The organism is Scytonema hofmannii PCC 7110, assembly GCF_000346485.2.
Classification (GTDB): Bacteria; Cyanobacteriota; Cyanobacteriia; order Cyanobacteriales; family Nostocaceae; genus Scytonema; species Scytonema hofmannii.
Map to the genome: position 1 here is coordinate 1,436,242 of NZ_KQ976354.1, position 19,416 is coordinate 1,455,657.

A 19,416-nucleotide genomic window follows, 5' to 3' on the forward strand; every position below is an offset into this window, starting at 1 on the left:
GACATTGAAATACTCGGTTATGCTTCCAGACCTTGAAATCTTTTGGGTATAGTGACACCACCCCAGTCAAATATTTGACGACAAACCCATACGGAAAGTAAATCCAGGGCTATAAGTACGATTTACACGCTCATATTTTTCATCAAATAAATTTTCCAAATAAACAGTTAATCCCAGGGTTCTTGTAACAGGGATGCGAGCACTAAAATCTAAATTAAAGAAATCAGGGCTAAAATCTGTAGTTTTATCTCCAGGTCTTGTAAAGAAGGCTCGACGCGCACCACTGTAGTAAGTGGCGTACAAATTCGCTTGCCAACCTTTACTTTCATAACCAAGACCAAAAGACGCTACAGAGTAAGGGATCATACTTAACTGCAATCCTTTTTCCAGTCCTGTTTTAATTTGTGCATCTGTATACGTGTAGTTGAGAAAAGTTGACCAACCAGAAGCAACTTTCCACTTCAGTGACGCTTCTAAACCATTCGTATCTACTAAACCAATATTTGCCCATCTTCCTTGTACAACTCCCAGTCGGTTATCTAAACTACTCCCAAAGTATGTAAATTGACCTGTCAAACTCTCAGACAATCTCACATCGACTCCCGCAGTCCAAGAGGAACCAGTTTCTGGTTCTAAATCGGAATTGGGTAACCAACCATGTACTGTATCATACACATACAACTGGTCTAACCCAGGATTGCGTTGTCCGGACGCCCAACTTCCTCGGAACGAAAATGTTGAATTGATATCGTATTTCAATCCCGCACTAGGATTGAGGTAATTTCCAAATTCACTGTCAAAACTTTGTCTCAGCCCTACATCTAGTAAAAAATCATCGCTGATATTCCAAGTCGTAACTGCAAAGAGTGCTGTGTTTAATAAACTTCGATTCTCAGTTTCATTCAAAGTGACGCGATTGGGAACTGTACTCAATACATCTCCAGTCAACCAAGTGTTTTTCAAATCTAAGCCCCAGCGCAGTTTATTATTTGGTGTTATCCGCCAATCATGATCGACTCTCGCTGAAAGAAGTTGAGTATCTAAGGTTCCAGTCCGATAAAACTGGTTGCTAGGACCGTAAGTGTTGAAGTAATCTTGGTTGTAGCCTATCGAGGTGGTCAAAATAGAGCTATTGCCATTACCAAGTTGGCTTTTCCAAGATAAGCCAATATTTAACCCATCGTGGTCTAAGCGATCGCGTTGTAAAGGAAATCCAAAGTAAACCAATCCCCTACGACTGCTCAATTTAGTCACATCTAAACTGAGAGTGTTGCGATCGTTAACATCTAAAGCAAGACTGCCAAAGTAAGTACTCGTTGATGTATCTGCGTTAAATAAGTATCCTTGACTATCGCGATTTGCCGCACCAAGAGGAACTTGATAACGATTATCTACAAAAAACCTTTCAAAGCTAAAGTTGTATCTTAAAGAATTAATTGAAGCGGCATAGCTAAATTGTTGGTTATTGAGATTCAAAGAACCAAATTCTGCGGTTGCATTCAATCTAGGAACAATGTCACCTTGTTTAGTAATGATATTAACAACTCCTCCAAAAGCTGAGGAACCGTACAAGGTAGACGCTGCACCGCTATACAATTCTACGCGTTCGATAGATTCTACAGGGATGCTATTGAGATCGGTTGCTCCGTGATAGGTATTGACATTATTATTAATAGGTCTGCCATTAATTAAGAAAACAGATTGATTGATAGAAGCGCCTCGGTAGTACGTGCCTGTATGGATATCAGCACCATATCCCGCATCATTAATAGCAAACCCCGGTAATTTTTTCAACACATCCGCGACACTTGTCGCACCTTGTTTTTGAATTTCCTCTTTTTGAATGACATATGTTGGAGTCGATTGAGGGAGACTGTCCTCTTTTCCTGTCACATCTATAATGATGTCGGCTTCGTCATTATCGTTTGTGGGTTTTGGCTCTTCTTCTGTTGTTTGAGGTGTTTTGGTTGGAGTTGTTGGTGTTTGGGTTAGTAGTAATTTTGCACTAGTCGAGGGGCGTTCTATCTCGCTTAAATATGGGATATCTGAGGTCTTATGTACGACAGTATGTTTTTTAGACAACTTATGATCTTCTGCAATGCTAACAGAAGCTAAAGCTAGATTAGCCAGTATAACGTGGAAAACCAGAGCACCCAATTTCATTATCAGCCTCACCACACCAAATTATTGATTAATGCTCTTGACAATTGCCACTATGAATGTATATAAGCAAAATAACTTTTGTCAGAGCATATGTATCCTTACGGATGGTAAGAGCCATTGTCAAAAGACAAGCTGTCAAACTAGAGAACGCGAAACATTATATTGTTTAATAGAGATGTTGCGATTTATGAAGTCAGCATTATGAGATATTGGCAAGCACTAGCTGGGTTAGTCTTGGCTATGGTTCTTTTTTTGTCTCCCCTATCAGCATATGCAGCAAGTTCTTCCAGTATCAGTCGTGCCGCAAACAATCAGCTAAGTGGTCAAGATTTCTCAAACCAAAGCTTGATTGGGCAAGAGTATACTAGTCTCAAGCTGGAAAACGCTAATTTTAGCAATGCCGATCTCCGTGGCGGAGTTTTTAATGCATCAGTGTTGCGGGGAGCGAATCTCCACGGTGTTGATTTTACTGATGGCATAGCTTATCTATCAGACTTTAAAGGTGCTGATTTAAGTGATGCAATTTTTACAAACGCAATGATGTTGCGTTCTATTTTTAATAATGTTGATGTCACAGGTGCTGATTTTAGTAATGCAGTTTTAGACCGTTTGGAAATAAAAAAACTTTGTGTGAACGCAACTGGTGTGAATTCTAAAACAGGTGTTCCCACTCGTGAGTCTTTAGGTTGCGATTCCTAAACCTGTCCTAACTCCTCTCTGCTTGGGAGAGGGGTTTTTTAATTGGGAGAGAGTAAAATCCCAAGTGATTTGCAACTGGGCGCTCGCGCATTGGTACTCTCGTATGAATAGGAGCATTTAAGACTTTTGGTTTCCGATTTGTTGCCATCACAAGTGTTGTTGAGCCGCCCCCATCTATATTCAGTGCCGTGTAAGCACCTAAATCTAGGATAATCTTTGTAAGCTCTGCGATCGCAACGCCTTCGCTGTAAAATAGTTGTTTGCCATCAACCGCAATCAGCCAAAGTTTTGTACCTTCTCGATTCACAGCAACTGCAACCCGTGGATAAGGTTTGTCATTACCTAGGTCAGAAATAGCTGATTGACCGCGATCGACTAGAAGCTGATTGCCTGCAACACCCTGTTCTGTTCCTTCAGGACACTTTTCACTTTCCAAAATCTGAGCGCGATTGGTAGCTGAAATGCACAGCACAGACCAGTATTTTTCAGGTTGGGAATAACGATCTCCATTAGAAATAGCCTCCCCGATGGGATTGACAACATCGCCACTGTGAGGATAGTAATCCCAAGGAGTCTTTTCGTAGAAATGATGGAAGTAACTAGCATTTATTGCCAATTGCAGCTTAAACTGGCTGAGAAATTCTGAAGTCGTTTGTGCTCTAGTTTTACCATCATCTAAAGTTTTTACTCCGGGAGTGACAAGTGCTTGAATCCCCGGTGTTGTTAAGTCAATAGTGACGATATGCGTCATGACTGGACGTGGTTTGGAACGAGCAATACGTTTGTAAACTATTCCATGAAAAAGTGCTTGTTCTAAATTTGTTTGGGGTGGACGTTGAAGACACAACCATCCGTAGAATATCAGTGGTAGTAGTAGGAAACTAATTCCTGCTACTAAAAATCTTCGCCAGTAAACTAAGTATCCATAACGCATGAAGTTTTGTTACTCCCGAACCGCCATTCGATTACCTAAAAGCGTAGGTAGGGCTAAAGCCCACCAACATCAAACGTGCGGCATAGCTCTACCTACAAAAATCGGTAATTTTAGGACAGCAAGGGAGTAGTAATCTTGAATTATTTTGGTAGAGCATTGGTTGGAACGTGCTGAGTTCCACCCCATACCGTTGCGTCAATTCCCTTACCATCTGCCATTGCAGGGCGAATAGCATCATAAACATCCGGATATTTTGCCTGTAGTTGAGTATCATTCAGTTGAGCATCAAGTATGGTACCGTCTGAAGATCTCACTGTATATGCAAACCCATTTGGAGTACTAGTGATGGTAATGTTGTGGTCGCGCAGAACCAAAGTGGTTAGGGGGAGCTTTTCAGAAGCACGTGTTGTAGTATTAAAAAATACACTAAACCCCAGGATGAGGAGAAGAGTTACTGACAGTTTACGCACGATCTGTCCTCAAAACAACTACTAGCAATAATTTAACTGTACTTATGTAATTTTGCAAACTTTTTTTAAGGTAACATTAATGACTAGCGATCGCAATACGGATGTAATCGTTATTGGTAAAGGAATGATTGATTTTACAGCAATAAATAGAGTCGTTTAAGAGAACTCCCAAGGAAGAATAATGCTTCGCGGCGCAAAATTTTGCAAGGTTTGATTGCTAGTACTGTTGTCGTTGGGTTTGATACAGTCAATTGCTCGTGAATAACATCTGCCAACGCCGCTATATCCTTTCAAAACAAACCGTTTCACACTGCCATTGTTCAGGGTACCCAACGAGCAAATCGTGTTTCTCTTTGCTATTTTACTATTTTTGCAACATTTTCAAGAGAATCTCTGGGTTGTCCATCTTGTCCATCACCACCTCAATAAAGGCAAGCTTGTCCCGATTTTGTTCGACTTGTTGCAGTGCTAATTCTAACTCCGACTCAGTGCCTACTTTCGCGCTCCAGCCATTGTTACCAAAAACTTCATGAAGCTTGTGATATTTCCACGGCTGAATCTCGTTGTATAGCATCCTCTCACCGTGGATGTCACGCTCTATCGTATATCCATCGTTGTTAATCAGAAAAATAATTGGCTTGAGGTCATAGCGTAACATTGTTGACAGTTCTTGTGCCGTCATTTGGAATGACCCGTCACCAACTAGTAGGATCGATCGTCGTTGGGGAGCTGCAATCCCTTCGGTGGGCTTCGCCAACGCACAACCAAGTGCCGAACCTACTGAGTAGCCAATCGAACCCCAAAGCACTTGTCCTACAAAAGTGGTTCCCTTCGGCAAAGGAATTACCGCGCTACCAAACAAACTAGTTCCAGTTTCGGCGACAACAATATCGTCTTCTTGAAGGAATTGAGCAAATCTATACCAAAAACGCTGCTGTGTAATTGCTGCTGTTGAGTTGGGTTGAAAAGGAGTAGTGAAGCCAGTATCCAAATTCTCCTTCTTGGGTTTTAAATCTAGCGTTTCGGCATTGCGCTTCAGCAACCGCTTGCTCAAAGCAGGTAGAAAATCTTGCATTGCTACATTGTTGTACATTGCACGCTTAATCTTAAGATACTGCCCATGCACTTCAATAGTGCGACCGGGATCGAGTTGGGCAGAAAACTTTCCTGTGTTAAAATCAGTCATCAGGACACCAATACTTAACACACAATCTGCTTCTTCAATACGTCTTCGCACATAATCATCGCTGATGGCACCGTTATATATCCCGATGAATTGGGGATGAGTTTCTTCCAGAAGTCCCTTGCCCATAGTCATAGTGGCATAAGGGTATCCAGTGGTAGCAAGAAGACTTCGCAATTCCTCATGCAAGCGATAGCGATCTACGCCTACATCAGCAAGAATGACTGGTTTTACCGCCTTTTCCAGCATTGTTACACTCGCATCAATTGCCTCAGCTAAGGTGGCTCTATCGCTCTTGAACACAGGAGGTATAAATGGATCTGACTGTGCAGTCACTTCAGTTAACGCAACGTCCATCGGTAGGGAGATGTAAACAGGTAACTTCTTAAGAAGGCAGACTCCCAGAACTCTGTCGATTTCTGCTGTTGCATTTTCTACTGTCAAATATGCTTGAGCCGCCGTTACCTTCTCATACATCTGGGCAAATATGGAGAAATCGCCAGTGCCTAGCGTATGGTGGACAAGCGATCTTTGTGACTGGATTTTAGTGGAAGGAGCTCCAGTCATCGCCACAACAGGGACGTGTTCAGCATAAGCGCCAGCAATCCCGTTAATAGCACTGAGTTCACCAACACCAAACGTAGTGACAACTGCAGCAATGCCATTGATTCTACCATAGCCATCAGCAGCATAGGATGCATTGAGTTCGTTGCAGGTTGTTACCAACTCTATGCCTGACTGATTGACAATATGGTCGAGAAATTCCATATTGTAGTCTCCAGCAACACCAAAAATATGCTTGACGCCAATTTGTTTGAGACGAAGCACTAAATAGTCGCCAACAGTAAAGTTTGTCATTTTTCTAGCTTCCATGACAACTGATAACTGTTTAAATCATGGCGCACTAGGTAGCATAACTTTCATGCCTCATTAGAAGCATTTTTCGAGGCTGAATCAAATTTATCCCCAAAAGAAATCTCTGTCATTCGACATCAAATTTCTACGCTCACAATAGATGAGTAAAGGAATGCGTCCTGTCTCTCTTTTCAGAAACGGTTGTTTTTGAGAAAGGGCGATCCTATAATAGAGATACACATTGTGTATCTAGCAGTCAGATGCTAGGGTACAAGACTCAAGAGAACATTATGCACTCCCATAACACTCCTGATATTCCTACTCGCGCTGTCAATTTGCGTATCCGTGAGGATGTGCGGGCGCTTATTGACCGAGCAGCAAAAGCTCAAAGTAAATCATGTTCTGACTTTATGATTGACGCTGCACGACGAGCGGCAGAGGATACACTGCTTGACCAGACCTTCCTGCAAGTGGATGAAGAAACATACCAGCATTTTCTGAATGTTCTTGATGCTCCGCCCCACAATGAAGGATTTGAACGCTTGATGAATGTTAAAAAACCGTGGGATTAAATGACTCTTCTAGCTCCTGTGCCTCTTGCGGATACCCACCTATTAGATGACTTTGATTGCGGGGTTGCCAGCCTAAATGATTGGTTAAAACGCCGTGCAGTTGCTAACCAAAAGAACAGTGCATCACGTACCTATGTTATTGCGGATGAGCAGAAAGTGATTGCCTATTATTGCCTTTCCTCTGGAGCATTAGCACTGAGTGAAACACCATCCCCTATAAAACGGAATATGCCCGACCCGATACCCGTAGCAATTCTTGGAAGGCTTGGAGTAGATACTTCATGGAAAGGACAAGGCTTAGGCGCAGCATTACTACAAGATGCGGTGTTTCGTACAATGCAAGCGGCAGAGATATTAGGCATCCGTGGATTAGTCGTACATGCCATATCAGAAGAAGCCAAGCAATTCTATGAGCATTACGGGTTTTCTCCTTCGCCTACACAGCCTATGACGCTTATTCTATCTATTAAGAAAGTCACGGTATAGCGTGCTTTTTAAGTAACGGTAAGAATTGGACGCAGATTAGTTAAGAAGTTTGCTTAGCTTTAAGCTGATAATTAATGGTGTACCAAAAATATCTACTGCTCGCAATAGTCGGCATTCTCAAGCTCTTCAAAGTCAATATTGTTGGCAAGCACTTCATTTTTAACTAATTCAAGATGTGCTTTCAGCGCCTCTAAAACTACTCCTGATGTTTTTATGCCCAAGTCAATTTTCGCTGTAACTTCAAGTTTTGCTTGTTTTCTCGCATTTTGCAGCAAGTAGCTTAAAATTTTATTCATCAATGCGTTTGAAACTTCCATCATGGTCATGTCTACACTAGCGACTTCCTGTTCGCGGTTTAAGAAATCTGCGGGACGATTGAACACCTCGGCTAGAAGATGCACTCACGCCAACCCAATACCCAGATGGTAAGCCAAGAACGGGAAAACAGTACTAGTTACTTCTCTCTTCATGACCAATTACCATCGCAATTGCCTTAACTATCTCATTAGGATCGATGGGTTTAGTAATATGCCGTTGAAATCCTGCTTGCAGGGCTTGTTTGCGATCGTACTCTCCAGCATAAGCCGTGAGGGCGATCGCCGGAATCTGCCCACCTCGATCTAGTGGAAGTGTTCTGAGGAGGCGTATAAATTGATAGCCGTCAATTTCGGGCATACCAATATCGCTAATCAGAAGATTGTAGTTGGTTTTTGTTAGGGCTTTTAGTGCTTCGGATACTGAGGTTGTATTGGTGACAGTCGCACCGTTTTGTTGCAACACAAAGGAAATTAGTTCTAGTGAATCCAATTCATCATCGACGATGAGAATTTGCAATCCCTTTAGTGGAGCGGGTATTGGCATTTGATTGCTAGAAATCGAGGGCGTCGGTAACTGAGTGATTTGTGGCTTAGGAATTGGTAAGCTGACTGTAAAGGTTGTGCCTTGTGCTTCACCAGAACTATAGACGTGGATAGTTCCACCATGCAGTTCAACGATTTGACGGGCGATCGCCAGTCCTAAGCCTAAACCTCCAAACTTGCGGGTGGTAGAACTATCCTCTTGGCGAAAATACTCAAAGACATAGGGCAAAAACTCGGGATGAATGCCAATTCCTGTATCGCGGACGGTTATTTGAGCCAGCGTAGTTTCTGCTTGCTCAACCTTTGACAAAGCAACCTGAATCTGTCCGCAATTAGGAGTGAATTTGACGGCATTAGATAATAAATTCCATATTACTTGCTGTAATCGTGCCGCATCACCCATAACTTGGATTTTAGGACTTTGGCTCGTTTCCAAGCAGGAGTCTGGAAATGCAGATTTTAGATTTTCACTACTATCTCCCAATCCAAAATCTAAAATTTTATATTGTAAATCAATCGATTTGACATTGGCTGCTAGACGCACGGTATCAATCGCGTTTATAATCACAGTGGATAAATCTACCGAGGAAACACTCACGGTGAGTTTGCCTTGCAAAATTCTGGAGACATCAAGCAAGTCTTCGATCAACTGGATCTGTAGCTGAGCATTGCGTTCAATCGTATCAAGTGCTTGTTGCGTTTTCATCGCATCACACCTACCGCCTTTGAGCAGTTTCGTCCAACCCAAAATTGGATTTAAGGGAGTCCGTAACTCGTGGGATAGGACTGCTAAAAATTCATCTTTGATTCGATTCGCGGCTTCTGCTTGTTCGCGGGCAACTCGTTCACGGGCAAGCAACTGTTCCCGTTCTGCTTCAACACGTTTTTTTTTGGTAATATTAAGGACAGTCCCAATCAAGCGTACAGCCTCTCCCGCTTGATTAAAATATGTCTGTCCCTTCGCAGCTATCCAACGCTCGACCCCGTCCTCAATACCGATTGTGCGGTACTCAACATCCAGCTTTCCACCACTATTAGGATTAATTGCCCACTGCACAACCTCGTGCAGGCGATCGCGATCGTCGGGATGCAACCCCGCTAAAAACACCTCGTAGCTAATCAGAACATCGGACGGTAAACCAAACATTGCCTTGCAGTGTTCGTCCCATTTCAGCGTTCGGGTGATAGGATTAAAATCCCAAGTACCTAACTCTGCTGACTCAATCGCCAGTCGCAACCGATCCTCACTTTCGCGCCGTGCTTGCTGTCGAAGTTGTCCTAATTGCAGATTTGTCTCCACTCGTGCCAGCAGTTCACGGGCTGAAAACGGCTTGATCAAATAGTCATTAGATCCCCTTTGCAGTCCTTCGACACGTGATTCTTCACCAGCACGGGCAGATAGCAAAATAATCGGCACTTCTTTTGTTTGAGAATCAGCCCGTAATGCTTGCACCAAACCAATGCCATCCAGTCCCGGCATCATCACATCGCTAAGAACAAGATCGGGAACTTGTCTGCGAACTGCTGCAAGGGCGCTGTAGCCATCTGCTACTGCTTCAATTGTGTATCTGTCACCCAATAAACGTTGGATGTAATCTCGCATATCTGCATTGTCATCTACCAGGAGGATACGGGGAGTGGGGGAGTGAGGGAAATATTTCTCCCCCTCCCCTTGTCCCCCCCTCTCCCCCTCCTCTTGGGGTAGCCAGCGCCAAGCCTCCTCTATATAAGCAGATGCACCGAGCGCAGTTGATGTCTGCGTCGAATTTACATTGATGCGTTCGGCTTCGCTGCTTCGTAGACGTTCGCTTGGCAGGTGAGCGCAACCTGTGGGGATAGTGATGGTGAATGTTGTGCCCCCTTCAACTACACTGGCTACGTCAATTGTGCCGCCATGCAATCGCACCAGTTCTTGTACTAGTGATAATCCAATGCCTGAGCCTTCATAGGTTCGTCCGCGACGGCTTTCCACCCGGTAGAATCGTTCAAACAACCGGGGCAGTTCTACTTGTGGGATGCCAATGCCTGTATCGGACACGGTAAGTTGAACCTGGTTCTCCTGCCAGCACAGCGAAACGGCAATTTCTCCCTCAAAGGTAAATTTGAAGGCGTTAGAGAGCAAATTAAATACAATCTTTTCCCACATATCCCGATCGACATAAACGGGTTCTGGTAATGGGGGACAGTCAATCGTTAGGTGCATTTCGGCGGCTTCAATCGCAGAGCGGAATAAACTGGCAAGTTCGGCAGTATAATTCGATAAATCAGTTGGTTCGTAGTTGGCTTGAATCCGATCTGCCTCAATCCGGGAAAAGTTCAGCAGTGTATTGACTAGCTTGAGTAGGCGTAAGCCATTGCGATGTAAGATTTCAATACGTTCCCGTTGGCGAGATGGCAGAGGCGCTTCAGTATCATTCAAAGCATCAACTGCTGGCCCCAGCATCAGAGTTAAGGGCGTGCGGAATTCGTGAGAAATATTGCTGAAGAAGGTGGTTTTGGCGCGATCGAGTTCTGCCAAAGCTTCGGCTCGTTTTCGTTCCTCCTCATATGCCTGAGCGTTGCGGATTAAAATCGATACTTGACCGATCAGCAGTTCGTAAAATGAACGATATCCTTCATCAAGCGCACGGTTAGGGCTAATGCCGACAACGATTACACCCAAAGGGGCAGTTTGTCCAGATGAGGCGATTGGCATTACCAGTGCAGAGCGAACCGGTTCGCTCCAAGGCCCACCCAGTACAGTTGTGTAACGATCGACCGCTTCCATCAAGACCGTTTCACCCCTGGCCGCGTCCGCCAGCGACCAAATATCGTTGTCGTCTGTCACCACGACTGAATGCGGACTCGCTCCTTCTAGGGCTTGCAGACCTACAGCCCCGCGTAGAGTCAGGGTTTTGCCGTCCCCTTCACGCAAATAGAGGAGGGCAAAAGGCACATCCATTGGGTGTAGAGCAATGGCAGCGATCGCCTGAAGGCAAGTTGCCTCAACACTCTGCGTCTGACCGACTTTAGAGGCTAAGTCACGTAACAACCGCAGTCGTCGATCGCCCAAGACTTGTTGAGTCACTTCACTACACACGGCGAGCATCCCGACGATTTGCCCGGAGTCGTCCTCAGCCGGGGCATGAGAGACGCTAAAGTAAGATTCCTCACGGTAGCCGGAGCGTTCTAAGACGAGCAGTAATGCGGGTGTCCAATTTGCAACGCCGGTTGACATCACCGTTTCGATCATAGGACCGAGCGTATCCCAGGCCTCTGCTAGTGCGATCCGGATATCAATACCAAGTGCTGCTGGGTGTTTATCGCCAATTAGCTGGGAGTAGGCATCGTTGTAAAACTGCGTGAATTCTGGCCCCCAAGTCAGTACCATTGGATAGCGTGAGGTCAGCAACGTCTTAACCAACGACTTGAGGCTTTGCGACCAGTCTTTGATTGCTCCTAATGGGGTTTGGCACCAGTCAAAGGCATTGATCCGGGCAGCCATCTCTCCACCTCTAAAAATGTCATTGATGTTGTTAAACATTGGCCACGTTCATTCCGTCTATCAATTCTAACAAGCAGCTTGAGCCTCAATCCGTAATGCTTGTTCTTGCTGTGCTACTTCTTGTCGCATTTGTGCCATTTTCAAACCTGCCTGTTGCTGTTGTCCTGAGCGAGCGATCGGCAAAACAACCTCCGTCTACGGGGATGCATCCCAAGCGCCACCAGAAAGGACACCGAATCGATCAACTAAATCCTCAACAATAATCGTGGTTCCGGTACTTTTGACTCACTTCTGGTTGCCCTAAGCAGCGCTATCTTTTTAAAGAGGGGGTTTTATGAATAGGAAACTGCATTTCCTAATAGTAATGTAATGCATATTATGTTTAATCTTCTATCAAATGGCGCAAGTGCTTATCTACCTTTCGATACAACTTTTGGCAGCAATTCTAAATTTGGCTCTCTAAGAGAAATTGGCTGGGCGTCATTAGATTGACTACTCAATATTAATACGTAAGTCAAAGTGCGCTGAATGACTAAGTATTTTTGACATTCCAAATCAGAACCAAGCATAGCGATCGCGATGCTAACAACCAATACAGCCCAAACTGGTGTCGTATTCCAAGCAAATACATGAGTGCAAATAGCGATCGCGATTCAACTACTAAGCTGGCAACATATCTATATCGACTGATTGGTTCGTAACGTGCTTTTCAAGTAACGGCAAAAACTTGCGAATCAAGCCGATGGTGACCGCAGGTAGCTCCAACTGAGGCGTAAATCCAACATCATCCAAATGGTGAAAAATGCGAATGGCTTGCGGATTCATTTCAGCTAAACGACGACCTGGGCGATGTGACGGATGTGTCGGCGGTAAAGTATGCCGTGCAAGGGCAAAATGCGGTAAAGCTGACTTAGGTCGGGCAAACCCGCGAGAGGCAGACATAACCAATATAAATTTGGATGGTGCCAATCTCCAGGGAGCGATTCTCCCAGACGGAACCATGTCAGATTGAAATCCCTTCGGTAATTTTGGATTTAAAGGAGACCGTTAAGCGCTCTATCAGCAGCAAACTGTTAAATTGTAGTGGCAATCAGAGGGGCAATTGAAAAGGCAGCTATGCAATTAACTAAAGGGAAAAGCCCCAGCAGCAGAGGATTTCACTAGTTTGACTTGACGATCCACAGGTGTGGAAACAGCAGGTGGAGTCAATTCCGATGAAACGAGCTGCTGAGCCACAGGAAATTGCCCATGCTGCTGTTTACCTGGCATCCAAGGATGGACGTTATATTCACGGTACAACCTTATTTATAGATGGTGGACTGATGCAAAATTTGGGTCAGGGTGCTTAAGGTTGATTGTTTTTTATACCAAAAACCCACCTTCTTAAAAAGGTGGGGAATGTCAATGTTCCGTTTTTCTCTGTTATAGGGAATTACGGCAAATTTGTTAGATCATTTCTCGTATATTGGAAATATACGCAATATTAGCAGCAATTTCTTCGCGGTTTGGTTCACCCCGCGTGAGTGCTTCTGATAACTTATGGAATTCTTCTGGCATTAGTTTGGCTGGTAGTAATGGCTCTTGTGGATCGACTAAGCGTTAATTCCTTGCTCATCTTCAACCTGAATCTTGCTGTTAAAAGCGTTGTTAATTTGCTGCTTGACTTGCGAGTTGAGAGTGACCATTTGGATACCAATATAAGGATGTTCAACTTTCCCCATGGTAATGAGCTGCTGGGCAATTACTGCTGCGCCGTTGATGCGAATAGCAAAGCCAAGACCCTGTGTTCCCCCAATAATAGCAGTATTAATGCCAATGACTTCACCTAAGGCATTTAAAAGTGGTCCACCAGAATTACCGGGATTGATTGCGGCATCAGTTTGAATAAAGCCAATGCGCTTATCCGGTATACCAATGTCTACACTGGATCGCTCAGTTCCACTAATCACGCCAACCGTTACGGTTTCTTGTAAACCGAGGGGGTTACCAATAGCTATCGCCCATTGCCCCTGTCGGACTTTATCAGAATCACCCATGACAACCGTCGGTAACTTGTTCTCTGCTTGTACCTGAATAACAGCTACATCGGTCACCGGATCTTTCCCTAAAACTTTACCTTTCAAGATCCGACCATCTTGGAAGGAGACGGTAACTGTATCTGCTTCATCCACAACGTGAGCATTGGTCAGAATCAGACCAGCAGAGTCAATCACAAAACCGTAACCAATTCCCCGCAAAATTTGTGCCGAAGGTGGAGCTGCTCGAACACCACCTAGAAACGGTTTGAGGACATCTGGCACATCTCCTCCTAAAGCACGGGAGACATTCACCTGAACGACAGCAGACTCTACTTTTTCTACAGCTTCTGTCACAAAATTAGATTCTGGGTCAACTTGTGCCAAAAGAGTACTGCCAACGCTAGCCAAATCCTCATAGCCATAGGCAGGACTTAACCAACCACTAAGCAATACGATACCAACACTCAATAACAGAATGAGTATACAAGTAAGTAACTTTTGTAACAAGCGCTTAATATCTGTCAGATAAATCTGCTGTGTTTTTTGACTTAAGTAGGGGTGACTGAAGTAAAAGTTTTTTTGGTCGCAAACTGACCAGTCAATGCCTGCGCTATTGTTGTACATAGTCTTTTTTCCTTTCTTTTTTAACAGCACTCTTAATATTTCAAGCCTTTATTCTCAACACATCCTAAAAAAGTAAAAGCTCTCGCTACAGTTAATCAGTCATTGAACAAAAGTAAGCGATCGCCGCCTTTGCATCATCGGGTTTCAATGCCTTACCATGCCATGCTTTCAATTGTTCAAGGGTAGTCATTATGAATCTTCTAAGAGAATAGGGAGTAGGGGATGAAAAATCTTCTCAGACAGGAAGCTTAGTATAAGGCAGGTGTATCTGCAGAACGATTAACGGGGACTTAACCTTTTGTTAACCCCTCTATTGGATGATGTTTTGAATAACAGATAAAATCACGATTAATATGGACACCGACACACTCTGCTGTTGATGCCGACTTAATCTGTTGCATCGGAAGGAAATTTCTCATGGCTCTGAATATTAAGGATTTACGGATTGCCAGCCCTGCATTCTCCTCCCTCGATCGTATTCCCAAACACTACACCGCTCTGGGCGACAATGTCTCACCTCCATTAGAGTGGAGCGGACTGCCACCGAAGACTCAACAACTGGCATTAATCTGCCATGACCCAGATGCGCCGCTTCCTTACGGATTTACACATTGGGTGCTCTACGGCATTCCGCCAACTGTCAGTCAGCTTGCTGAAGCAAGTGACAGCAAGTTCATCGAAGGCATGAACAGTTCTGATAAACCAGGGTATACCGGACCAATGCCGCCAGAAGGTCACGGTCTTCATCATTACTATTTTTGGTTGTATGCCTTGGACACAGAACTCGACCTCAAACCGGGCTTGAACTGCCAGCAACTTCTTGATGCGATCGCTAATCATGTGATTGAGCAGGCGCGGCTCGTTGGAGTTTACGAGCGTTGACAGCGGTGAGTGTTTCTGGTATTGAACCAGAATTTTCATTTACGACCTACCCGAAGGGTCTGCTGCATGAATCAATTCTGGTTGTTGAGTCTCAGGACGTTGAATAATTTGCTGGGCTGATGGTCTGTACTGGCGCTGAAACTCGCTAAGCTGTATGGGCTGACCCGTTTGTGCTGAAGTGTTGATAGCACGGGTAATGCGAATATCTGCTAATCCCTCCTCACCTGATGGTTCTGGGTCTTTCCCACTGAGCACACAGTCTGAGAAGTAGACAATTTCTGCTGCAAATTGGTTTCCTGCAGGATAGGATTGTTCCTGTGTTTCATTGTTGATGGTGATTTGTTGCTTCAGTTCTCCCTGATAAGAGTATGCTGAGTCCATCCGCAAATCGCCTTTTGTACCCACGACTTGGAAAGTCGAAACTGGTGCAGCACCAAAGCCAGACGTAAAAGTCGCCAGTCTCTCTCCCGGAAAACGCAGAATAGCACTAGTCATTTCATCAGCTTCTTCAAAACGCTTTTCGCCTTTGCTTGCACTTAAAGCTAAGACTTCAGTGGGTTCGTCTCGAAACAGATATCGGGCAGCATTGATACAATACACACCCATATCGTAAATTGTACCGCCGCCATTGGAGATTGGCTCTAACCGCACGTTACCTTCAACAACCTGTTGAGTAAATACGGAGTTAAAGATACGGGGATCGCCAATTTTTCCAGAATTGACAATCTCTACTGCCTGCATATTTGCTTGGTCAAAGTGCAGACGGTAAGCAATCATCAGCTTGACGTTATTATCAATAGCCGCACGAATCATCTGTTCGCACTCTTGCTCTGTGACTGCCATTGGCTTTTCGCAAAGCACATGAACTTTAGTATTTGCCGCTCGCACGGTGTAATCGCAGTGCAGATGGTTGGGTAGTGCTATGTAAACTGCATCAATTTCACCGCTTCTTAAGCAGTTGTCATACTCATCATAGGAATAAGTCTTAACTCCATACTGCTTGCCTAGTTCTTCACGCTTAAGTGGGTCTTCAGAAAACAAGGCAACCAGTTGTGAATTTTCGGCCTGGGCAAAAGCAGGCAGGACAGTTGCTTGAGCAATCCACCCCAATCCCACAACAGCGTAACGAACTTTGTGCTTACTGTTTGTAGCTGTCATTTGTTAACCTCCTGATGAACGTTTGTTTTCAAAAAATCGCCTTTTTCAATAGGAATGGGCGGCAAAAACCTCAGTCGAGGCTATAGGCAAATTTGTTATCCAAATTAGCCCAGCTAGTAGAACCATCAGGATTAATTGACAGACACCAGCTTTGAAAGGCTCTCATCTTTTTCAACATAGGACAAAACTCCTTAGCTCTCTGGAGTGCATCTTTTTGCGTGAAAAAGATGAACCCAAGGACTTGCTTAATTAGCACCACAGAATGCTATCACATCTCTAAATTAGGCTCTTCCTGATTTAGTAGGATAAAAGATGCTGTCCTTGGTAACCTCTATCAAAGGAATCAATAGACCACAATCATAGGGGCGCAAGGCATTGCACCCCTACAAACGATGTGGTTCATTTAGGTGAAAACTGCTGTAATGCGCCTTCTTACTGAAGACCGTCCCGTATACCTTCATGCTTGAGGCATCTTGTACTGTTCTTCCACTGAACAGCTATCTAGTGTGGAAAACTGGCTTTGCAATAACGCTGTTGCTGTCTTGCTATCTAGAGGTTTGGCGAAGAAATAGCCTTGTCCGTATTCACAATTGAGCGCTTGCAATTTTGCTTTTTGTTCGACTGTTTCTACACCCTCAGCAACAACATCCATCCCCAATGAATGACTTAGCATGATGATAGTCTGAACAATTGCGGCATCTTCATCAGTGTCTTCCATTCGACTAACAAATGAGCGGTCTATCTTTAACGTATTCACAGGAAAGCGGTGGAGATAACTTAGAGATGAATATCCCGTACCAAAGTCGTCTATACTTAGTCTTAAATTTAAGCCTCTCAGTCGTAGCATTATAGAGATAGCTGCTTCAACATCTTTCATGGCTACGCTTTCGGTAATTTCTAATTTTACACTCCGCCCATCTAATCCGGTTTCTTTTAACGATTGTTCAACGTATTCAACTAAATCAGGTTGAGTTAACTGTTGCCCAGAAAGATTTATACTCATCATTAAGGACGGGTTTGCAGGAAATTGGGCTTGCCATATAGATAATTGACGACAAGCGGCTTGAAAAATCCACTTTCCTAAAGGAATAATGAGACCAGTTTCTTCTGCAACTGAAATAAATTCTAAAGGAGAGACAAAACCATATTTGGGATGGTTCCACCTGATAAGCGCTTCAAAACCAGCTATTGTTTCTGTAATGAGAGACACTATTGGCTGGTATACAAGATATAGTTCTTCTAATTCTATTCCCCGACGGAGATCTGCTTCCAGTTGAAAGCGCTTGATGACTTGGGTATGCATACCTGTTGCAAAGACTTGGTGACGTGCTTTACCTAAGTCTTTTGCTCGGTACATAGCTATATGGGCGTCTCTCAGTAATTCTACTGGATGGTAGTTAAGTTCGCTTTGATTAAAGGCTATACCAATGCTAATACTCGTGAATATTTCTTGCCCATCTTTTTGAAAGGGTTGACTGATTTGCTGTTGGAGTTCATCGGCTAACTGAGTCGCTTCGCTGGTATGGTTAATGTTTCCCAGTAAAATCGCAAACTCGTCTCCTCCCACCCTTGCAACCGTTCCTCTACTTCTGACACTAGCTTTTAATCTTTGTGCTGTATTTTTTAGGAGTTGATCGCCTACCTGGTAACCAAGGCTTTCATTGATAATCTTAAAGCGATCTAGATTGAGAAATAACACCGCAAATCGCATATTTTGCCGAAATTGTGAGTTTGCGATCGCCACTTCCAAACTCTTGAGAAAACAGTCTCGATTGGGTAAATCGGTGAGGGGATCGTGAAGAGAACTACGTAATAAAACGTAGCAAAATGTACTAATTCCTGTAGTAATTAATGTCAGCGATGCAGGAACAAAAGGTATCCAGCCCCCTTGAAGAAAAATGTAGAAGCAAACGCCATATAAGCCAGCCCAGGAAACAACTCCAACTACCCCTAAAAAAAGAGGATGTCGAAGCCGACAAGCCAACACACCACCTATCAAAGCCCATGAAAATATCCATAGGGCTTCTTCCCATTCCGACCAAAACCAAATTAACGGTTCTCGATCTAGCGTAGTCTTTAAGAGTTGGCTCACAAATTGAGCATGGAGGAAAACTCCTGGCGTTCTTGGTTTTGCTGACTGTCCTGCATTATAAGGAGTGAAAAAGATGTCTTTAATACTGGGTGCAGTTGTGCCAATTAAGACGACCCTATCCTTTACCAAATTCGGATTGATTTCTCCGCGTAACACTTGGCTGAAAGTGACTTGTCTCGCTACATCCGCCGAACGATAAGACGCGATCGCTTGGTAGCCCGCATTGTCAAGATTGTGATACCCACCAGAATGAGTACTTAAAGCAGGAAAGGTGGTACTGCCTAATTGCAATCCATCTGGTGTAGTTTTGAATGAAATATTTTGTTCGGCTAAATATTTGAGACTCAATCGCAGAGAGAAAGAGTAATACTTTTTCTCACCTTCATATGCGTACATTAAATTACGACGGATAACACCATCGGGATCGAGCAGTAAGTCGTTAAAACCTGTTTGTTCTGGAGATACACCGGGAATAGAAGCAACTCCTTCAGTATCCATACCCCCAAGTTCATAAATACTAATTACATTGGGAAGGCGAAGTTCCTTGAGCAGGGCATTTTCACCAGGTGGTACTGGAAGATTGCGGTAAAGGTCTATTCCAATGACTTTAGGTTTATATTGTTGCAGGTTCTTTAAGGCTTTGGCAAGGGTTTGGTCTGAGATAGGCCACTGTTTCAGTTGCTCAATATCAGCTTCTGTGATTGTCACAACCAAAAGTCGTTCGTCTGGCTCGGAATTCGATACAAGGCGCACCATTTGGTCAAAGGCAAGTAATTCCAAAAACTGCAATGCACCAGTGTATCTGGTAGCTAGTACTAAGCCTGCCATAAGAATACTGGCAGCAAGAACCGATTGTTTGACACTTAATGTTGCAATGGCTTTGTGCTGACAGTAGCTATTAACAACTGATAGTAGCGAAGACAATTTTTTGGTAAA

The 19,416-nt window shown here is 44.0% G+C and carries 16 protein-coding genes and 1 pseudogene; 6 read left to right on the forward strand and 11 right to left on the reverse strand.

Features of this window, described 5'->3' with window-relative positions; genetic code table 11:
* Positions 1-66 precede the first annotated feature (66 nt).
* Positions 67-2,163, reverse strand: coding sequence for a TonB-dependent receptor plug domain-containing protein (locus tag WA1_RS06205; RefSeq protein WP_017749645.1), 2,097 nt, complete (start codon positions 2,161-2,163; stop codon positions 67-69).
* Between the two features lie 201 nt (positions 2,164-2,364).
* Here WA1_RS06205 and WA1_RS06210 point away from each other — a divergent pair, with 201 nt between their 5' ends.
* A complete protein-coding gene (locus WA1_RS06210) occupies positions 2,365-2,862 on the forward strand; it encodes a pentapeptide repeat-containing protein (protein WP_017749644.1) in 498 nt (165 codons plus the stop codon).
* A 7-nt stretch (positions 2,863-2,869) separates the two neighbouring features.
* Here the strand turns inward: WA1_RS06210 and WA1_RS06215 are convergent, their stop codons facing one another.
* From WA1_RS06215 to WA1_RS06225, 3 genes are all read right to left on the reverse strand, one after another.
* Positions 2,870-3,796, reverse strand: coding sequence for a phosphodiester glycosidase family protein (locus tag WA1_RS06215; RefSeq protein WP_017749643.1), 927 nt, complete (start codon positions 3,794-3,796; stop codon positions 2,870-2,872).
* Between the two features lie 140 nt (positions 3,797-3,936).
* The gene (locus tag WA1_RS06220; protein WP_017749642.1) at positions 3,937-4,266 is read right to left on the reverse strand and encodes a hypothetical protein; all 330 of its coding nucleotides are present in this window, start codon (positions 4,264-4,266) and stop codon (positions 3,937-3,939) included.
* A gap of 364 nt (positions 4,267-4,630) precedes the next feature.
* Positions 4,631-6,307, reverse strand: coding sequence for an alpha-keto acid decarboxylase family protein (locus tag WA1_RS06225; protein WP_017749641.1), 1,677 nt, complete (start codon positions 6,305-6,307; stop codon positions 4,631-4,633).
* 287 nt (positions 6,308-6,594) lie between these two features.
* Here WA1_RS06225 and WA1_RS06230 point away from each other — a divergent pair, with 287 nt between their 5' ends.
* Positions 6,595-6,876 (forward strand): type II toxin-antitoxin system TacA family antitoxin, encoded by a 282-nt coding sequence (locus tag WA1_RS06230; RefSeq protein WP_026135336.1) that lies wholly within the window; start codon positions 6,595-6,597, stop codon positions 6,874-6,876.
* Positions 6,877-7,362 (forward strand): GNAT family N-acetyltransferase, encoded by a 486-nt coding sequence (locus tag WA1_RS06235; RefSeq protein WP_017749639.1) that lies wholly within the window; start codon positions 6,877-6,879, stop codon positions 7,360-7,362.
* A 92-nt stretch (positions 7,363-7,454) separates the two neighbouring features.
* Here WA1_RS06235 and WA1_RS06240 read toward each other — a convergent pair whose 3' ends face one another.
* The 4 genes and pseudogenes from WA1_RS06240 to WA1_RS52335 all read right to left on the reverse strand — a co-directional run.
* Positions 7,455-7,745, reverse strand: coding sequence for a DUF5915 domain-containing protein (locus WA1_RS06240; RefSeq protein WP_148662632.1), 291 nt, complete (start codon positions 7,743-7,745; stop codon positions 7,455-7,457).
* Positions 7,746-7,812: 67 nt separating this feature from the next.
* Entirely contained in the window at positions 7,813-11,745 is a 3,933-nt protein-coding gene (locus tag WA1_RS06245; protein WP_017749637.1) for an ATP-binding protein, read from the reverse strand.
* A gap of 371 nt (positions 11,746-12,116) precedes the next feature.
* A complete protein-coding gene (locus tag WA1_RS54685) occupies positions 12,117-12,299 on the reverse strand; it encodes a hypothetical protein (protein WP_148662633.1) in 183 nt (60 codons plus the stop codon).
* A gap of 67 nt (positions 12,300-12,366) precedes the next feature.
* Positions 12,367-12,549, reverse strand: a pseudogene (locus tag WA1_RS52335) (hypothetical protein); the annotation flags it as partial.
* Here WA1_RS52335 and WA1_RS52340 point away from each other — a divergent pair.
* Together WA1_RS52340 and WA1_RS52345 are read left to right on the forward strand one after the other, a co-directional pair.
* On the forward strand, positions 12,515-12,718 hold the full coding sequence (locus WA1_RS52340) for a pentapeptide repeat-containing protein (protein ID WP_272819080.1): 204 nt from the start codon (positions 12,515-12,517) through the stop codon (positions 12,716-12,718). The pseudogene WA1_RS52335 and the gene WA1_RS52340 sit on opposite strands and share 35 nt — an antisense overlap.
* Positions 12,719-12,890: 172 nt before the next feature.
* A complete protein-coding gene (locus tag WA1_RS52345; protein ID WP_272819081.1) occupies positions 12,891-13,055 on the forward strand; it encodes an SDR family oxidoreductase in 165 nt (54 codons plus the stop codon).
* A 243-nt stretch (positions 13,056-13,298) separates the two neighbouring features.
* On the opposite strand, the gene WA1_RS06255 is transcribed toward WA1_RS52345, so the two are convergent.
* The gene (locus WA1_RS06255) at positions 13,299-14,348 is read right to left on the reverse strand and encodes a trypsin-like peptidase domain-containing protein (RefSeq protein ID WP_017749632.1); all 1,050 of its coding nucleotides are present in this window, start codon (positions 14,346-14,348) and stop codon (positions 13,299-13,301) included.
* A 417-nt stretch (positions 14,349-14,765) separates the two neighbouring features.
* Between WA1_RS06255 and WA1_RS06260 the strand changes: the two genes are divergently transcribed.
* A complete protein-coding gene (locus WA1_RS06260; protein ID WP_017749631.1) occupies positions 14,766-15,230 on the forward strand; it encodes a YbhB/YbcL family Raf kinase inhibitor-like protein in 465 nt (154 codons plus the stop codon).
* Between the two features lie 39 nt (positions 15,231-15,269).
* Here WA1_RS06260 and WA1_RS06265 read toward each other — a convergent pair whose 3' ends face one another.
* Both WA1_RS06265 and WA1_RS06275 read right to left on the reverse strand, forming a co-directional pair.
* A complete protein-coding gene (locus WA1_RS06265; RefSeq protein ID WP_017749630.1) occupies positions 15,270-16,388 on the reverse strand; it encodes a Gfo/Idh/MocA family protein in 1,119 nt (372 codons plus the stop codon).
* Between the two features lie 457 nt (positions 16,389-16,845).
* Positions 16,846-19,404: an EAL domain-containing protein gene (locus WA1_RS06275; protein ID WP_201789072.1), complete on the reverse strand. Its 2,559-nt coding sequence runs from the start codon at positions 19,402-19,404 to the stop codon at positions 16,846-16,848.
* Positions 19,405-19,416: the final 12 nt, after the last annotated feature.